Source organism: Thermoanaerobacter thermocopriae JCM 7501 (assembly GCF_001310975.1).
Lineage (GTDB): Bacteria > Bacillota > Thermoanaerobacteria > Thermoanaerobacterales > Thermoanaerobacteraceae > Thermoanaerobacter > Thermoanaerobacter thermocopriae.
Map to the genome: position 1 here is coordinate 1 of NZ_BAZY01000057.1, position 5,531 is coordinate 5,531.

Annotated in this window: 5 protein-coding genes and 1 pseudogene; all 6 read left to right on the forward strand. The window is 35.7% G+C overall.

Annotated features, from left to right (window positions below):
• The coding region (locus JCM7501_RS16820; protein WP_256201495.1) for a fructose-specific PTS transporter subunit EIIC at positions 1 to 535 on the forward strand (535 nt) is incomplete at its 5' end.
• Positions 536 to 540: 5 nt separating this feature from the next.
• Positions 541 to 735, forward strand: coding sequence for a hypothetical protein (locus JCM7501_RS16825; protein WP_256201496.1), 195 nt, complete (start codon positions 541 to 543; stop codon positions 733 to 735).
• Complete coding sequence (locus tag JCM7501_RS16830) at positions 729 to 1,079, forward strand: PTS fructose transporter subunit IIA (RefSeq protein ID WP_256201497.1); 351 nt, start codon at positions 729 to 731, stop codon at positions 1,077 to 1,079. The genes JCM7501_RS16825 and JCM7501_RS16830 overlap by 7 nt, the downstream gene beginning before the upstream one ends.
• 65 nt (positions 1,080 to 1,144) lie before the next feature.
• Positions 1,145 to 1,456 carry a PTS fructose transporter subunit IIB gene (locus JCM7501_RS12220; RefSeq protein ID WP_028991497.1) on the forward strand — a complete coding sequence of 104 codons (312 nt, stop codon included), beginning with the start codon at positions 1,145 to 1,147 and terminating at the stop codon, positions 1,454 to 1,456.
• Positions 1,457 to 1,637: 181 nt separating this feature from the next.
• Positions 1,638 to 3,359: a phosphoenolpyruvate--protein phosphotransferase gene (ptsP, locus tag JCM7501_RS12225; protein ID WP_013150829.1), complete on the forward strand. Its 1,722-nt coding sequence runs from the start codon at positions 1,638 to 1,640 to the stop codon at positions 3,357 to 3,359.
• A 117-nt stretch (positions 3,360 to 3,476) separates the two neighbouring features.
• Positions 3,477 to 5,514 (forward strand): annotated as a pseudogene (gene fusA / locus JCM7501_RS12230) (elongation factor G).
• Positions 5,515 to 5,531: the final 17 nt, after the last annotated feature.

The following is a 5,531-nucleotide window of genomic DNA, read 5'->3' on the forward strand; positions in this document are numbered from 1 at the left end:
AAAAAACAAAATAGATAAGGAGGAGAAAATTACGATGAGGGAAGAATTAAAAAAGGTTAGAGAATATTTAATGACAGGCGTATCTTACATGATACCTATAGTTGTTATAGGTGGTGTGTTAATAGCATTTTCAATTGCATTAAGTGGTGTACAAGCTGGTAAAGGTGCAGTTGTTACAAATCCAGTGTTAAAAAGTATGATGGATATTGGTACAGCTTCTTTTTCAATGATGGTGCCAGTTCTTGCAGGATTTATAGCTTTTGGAATAGCTGATAGACCTGGACTTGCTCCTGGACTTGTTGGTGGAGTACTTGCAAATCAGTTAAAAGCGGGTTTTTTAGGTGGAATTATTGCAGGGTTTATCGCAGGATATGTGGCAAGATGGATTAAAAATTGGCGAGTTCCTAAAAATTTAAGACCCATAATGCCAATTTTTGTAATTCCTTTATTATCAGCACTTATTGTAGGTTTTATTATGATATATGTCCTCGGCACTCCTATAAGTAATGCAATGACGGCTATGACAAATGGTTAAAATCCATGAGTACAGGAAATGCTGTGATTTTAGCAATGATAATGGGTGCGATGATAGCTTTTGATATGGGAGGGCCTGTAAACAAAGTTGCATTTTTATTTGGTGCAGCAATGATAGGAGAAGGAATATATACAATTATGGGACCAGTAGCAGTAGCAATATGTATTCCCCCACTTGGATGGGTGTTGCTACATTGTTAGCACCAAACAAGTACACTAAAGCAGAAAAAGAAGCAGGATATGGTGCACTTGCGATGGGGATGATTGGTATCACAGAAGGTGCTATACCTTTTGCTGCGGCCGATCCATTAAGAGTAATACCCTCTATAATGGTGGGTTCATCTATAGGTGCTGCGATAGCAGCAATAGGTAAAGTTGGAGACCATGCACCACATGGTGGCCCTATTGTGCTACCAGTTGTAGATAATAAGATCATGTTTATTGTGGCTGTACTAATAGGAGTTGCAGTTACTGCATCAATGGTAAATGCATTGAAAAAACCTGCTATTAAAGAAGCTGAAGAAGAGAGTGAAGCTACTGAGTAAAGCTAAAAACAATTTCAAGATTATATAAATGATTTATAAAGTTTTTACAGAAAGAGGGAGGAAATATGAAAATAGTTGCAGTTACAGCTTGCCCTACAGGTATTGCTCATACCTATATGGCGGCTGAAGCATTAGAGAATGCAGCAAAAAAACTTGGCCATAAAATTAAAGTTGAAACGCAAGGTTCAATCGGCATAGAGAATAAAATAACTCAGAAAGAAATTGATGAGGCAGATGTTGTCATTTTTGCTGCAGATGTAGCAGTTAAAGAAGAATCTCGATTTAAAGACAAGCCCATCTATAAAGTTGAAGCTCAGAAAGCTATAAAAAATGCTAAAGCTATTATTGAAGAAGCATTGAAATTGGTTAATAAATAAAGAATTGGTTGTTGAATCAGGAAAGGGATTACCTTTCCTGATTTTACTTTTGCGGCTGTCTAAAAAATGGTTTATCAAAATTTGCTTTATTTTTTATTTTATTATTGTGCAAAAGTTTCACACAGGTGGCGAAAACTATGTTATAATAGACGTTAGAATTAATTTTAGGGAGGGTTAACAAATGCTAAAAGGAGTAGCGGCATCTCCGGGGATAGCGATTGGAAAAGTTTTTTTATATATTAAAGAAAAAGCAGAAATCGACATGCAAAACATAGATGAGTCAAAAGTAGAGTATGAAATTGAAAGGTTTAAGAAAGCCTTAGAAGTGACGAAGCAGCAAATACAAAAAATTAAAGAAGAGGCCTTAAAAGAATTTGGGAGAGATAAGGCGGAGATTTTTGAGGCACATTTAATGCTCGCAAATGACCCTGAACTTGTTGAAAATGTAGAAAACATGATAAAGACTGAACTTATAACTGCTGATAATGCTGTAAATAAAGTGATTGAACAAAATGCTTCTGTAATGGAGAGTCTAGATGATGAATATTTAAAAGAAAGAGCTGCAGATTTAAGAGATGTTGGAAGCCGTATAATAAATAACCTTTTAGGAGTAAAAAACACCAGCCTTTCTGAACTTGATGAACAAGTGATAATCATAGCCAAAGATTTAACCCCTTCTGATACCGCAACCATGAAAAAAGAAATGGTTTTGGGGTTTGCTACAGATATAGGTGGAAGAACTTCTCATACAGCTATAATGGCTCGTTCCCTAGAAATTCCTGCTGTAGTAGGATTGGGTAATGTTACCACCCAAGTTAATAATGGAAATACCGTAATAGTGGATGGGTTGGAAGGGGTTGTCATTGTAAATCCTGACGAAAATACAATGAACGAGTATAAAACTAAAAAAGAGAATTATGATAAAAAGGTGGAGAAATTAAAGAAATTAAAAGATTTGCCTGCAATAACTCTCGATGGCAAAAAAGTCATGTTAGCGGCAAATATAGGAACTCCAAAAGATGTAAAAAGTGCGCTGGCCAATGGAGCAGAAGGGGTTGGACTTTTTAGAACTGAATTCTTATACATGGATAGAACTACTCTTCCTACAGAAGAAGAGCAATTTGAAGCCTATAAAGAAGTTGCAGAAAGAATGGAAGGAAAGCCTGTTACCATAAGAACACTGGATATAGGAGGAGATAAGGGACTTCCTTATCTTGATATGCCTAAAGAGATGAATCCATTTTTGGGATATAGGGCTATAAGGCTTTGCTTGGATAGGACAGACATATTTAAGACTCAATTAAGAGCAATTTTAAGAGCAAGTGCTTATGGAAATATTCACATAATGTATCCTATGATATCTTCAATTACTGATGTGAGAAGAGCAAACGCAGTTTTGAATGAGGTAAAAGCTGAACTTGATAAAGAAGGCATAAAATATGACAAAAACATAAAAGTAGGTATAATGGTAGAAATACCTTCTGCTGCAGTGACTGCGGACATACTAGCTAAAGAAGTTGACTTCTTTAGCATCGGAACTAATGACCTGACGCAGTACACGCTTGCTGTTGACAGAATGAATGAACATGTAAAAGATTATTATCAGCCATTTAATCCAGCTGTTTTAAGGCTTATAAAGTTTGTGATCGATGCAGCTCATAAAGAAGGAAAATTTGCGGCTATGTGCGGTGAAATGGCGGGGGATCCTTTGGCTACGGTTATATTGTTGGGACTAGGGTTAGACGAATTTTCTATGAGTGCGACTTCTATTCCTAAGGTTAAAAATATAATAAGAAATATAGAATATGAAAAAGCAAAGGAAATAGCAGAAAAAGTACTTAACATGAAAGAAGCAGAAAAAATACAACAAATGATGGAGGATATGATTAAAAATATTGATTAGGTCTCTGGCTTTTTGCCAGAGATTTTTTTAAAAAATATCAAAAAAAATAAAGGAAAATTTTAAAAAGTATAGAATAATAATATTAAAGATGATTTGCGATAAGATAGGGGGATATGTATGAAAGATTACAAGACTAATCAAATAAGAAATGTAGGATTGGTTTCCCACGGGGGAGCCGGTAAAACTACATTAACTGAGGCATTTCTTTTCAACACAAAAGTCATCGATAGAATGGGGCGTGTAGAAAATGGAACTACTGTATCTGACTATGATCCGGAGGAAATTGTCAGACATATATCCATTTCCACATCAGTAATTCCAGTAGAATGGGGAGGATGTAAAATAAATATATTAGATATGCCGGGGTATTTTGATTTTTTTGGAGAGGTTGTCAGCGGTTTGCGGGTTGTAGACAGTGTTATAATACCTGTGTGTGCTGCTTCTGGTGTAGAAGTTGGAACTGAAAAGGTATTTGGTTTGGCTCAAAAGAATACGTTACCTATTATATTTTTTATCAACAAAATGGATAGAGAAAATGCCAATTATTTTAAAACGTTAAACCAATTAAGAGGAAAATTTGGTAATAAGGTTATTCCACTAACATTTCCTATTGGAAGTGAGCAAAGTTTTAAAGGCTATGTAGATGTTCTTACTCAAAAAGCATACGTTTACAATGAAAAAGGGGCAAAGAAGACAGAAGTACCGGCAGAGTTAATGGATAAAGTTTTATCGGCCAAAGAGGAATTAATTGAGAACATTGCTGAAAACGATGAAACTTTAATGGAAAAGTACTTTGGAGGAGAAGAATTTACACAAGAAGAAATAAAAGAAGGAATCAAAAACAGCATAAGAATCGGCGAATTAATGCCTGTTTTATGCGGTTCAAGCCTTAAAAATATTGGAGTAGATAAATTATTAGATGCCATTGTGGAATTTTTGCCATCGCCTCTGGATATAGAAAGAGAAAAAGTCAGAGAAAATAGTCCAGTAGCCGCATTTGTATTTAAAACTATAGCAGATCCTTATGTGGGTAGACTATCTATTTTTAAGGTTATATCAGGTACATTAACTTCTGATTGTGTGCTTCTTAACTCAAATAATAAGATGCAAGAGAAAATAAGCCAGCTTTACATTTTAAGAGGTAAAAAGCAGATGCCTGTATCTAAGTTAGTAGCAGGAGATATAGGAGCAGTTGCAAAGCTTCAATATACCATGACAGGAGATACTTTATGTGACACTTCTAAACCTGTGACATTAGCACCTATCGATTTCCCACAGCCTACACTTTCACTTGCTATCGAACCTAAATCCAAAGGGGATGAGGAAAAAATTAGCAATGGACTCCAAAGATTGCAAGAAGAAGATCCGACTTTTAAAGTTGAAAAAAATTTAGAGACGGGTCAGATTATAGTTTACGGAATGGGAGAGCAGCATATAGAAGTAATTTCTAAAAAGTTGATGAACAAGTTTGGAGTAGAATGCACCTTGACAGACCCAATTGTACTATAGGGAGACGATAAAAGGCAAAATCAAAGTAGAAGGAAAGCATAAAAAACAGACAGGTGGACACGGGCAATATGGTCACGTGTGGATTGAATTTGAGCCTAATCCCAACAGTGAATTTGAATTTGAAGATAAAATCTTTGGTGGAGCTGTTCCAAAACAGTACATTCCAGCAGTAGAAAAGGGTTTGAGGGAAAGCATGAAAGAGGGTGTGCTTGCTCGATATCCTGTAGTAAACATAAAAGCAACATTGGTGGACGGTTCTTATCATCCTGTTGACTCCTCTGAAATGGCTTTTAAAATTGCTGCATCTCTTGCGTTTAAAAAGGGAATGGAACAAGCAAATCCAGTTCTTTTAGAACCTATTATGAGAGTAGAAGTGGTTGTACCTGAAGAATACATGGGAGATATCATTGGGGATTTGAATAAGAGAAGAGGAAGAATTTTAGGAATGGAGTCGAAAGACAATTTAGAAGTAATCACAGCAGAAGTACCTTTGGCTGAAATGAATAGATATGCGACGGATTTAAGGTCTTTGACACAGGCAAGAGGAGATTTTAAAATGGCTTTTGCAAGATATGAGGAAGCTCCACCTAATGTTGCACAAAAGATAATAGAAGAAAGAAAGAAAATAAAAGAAAAGGAAAAATAAAGCCTGTCTTTGCAGGC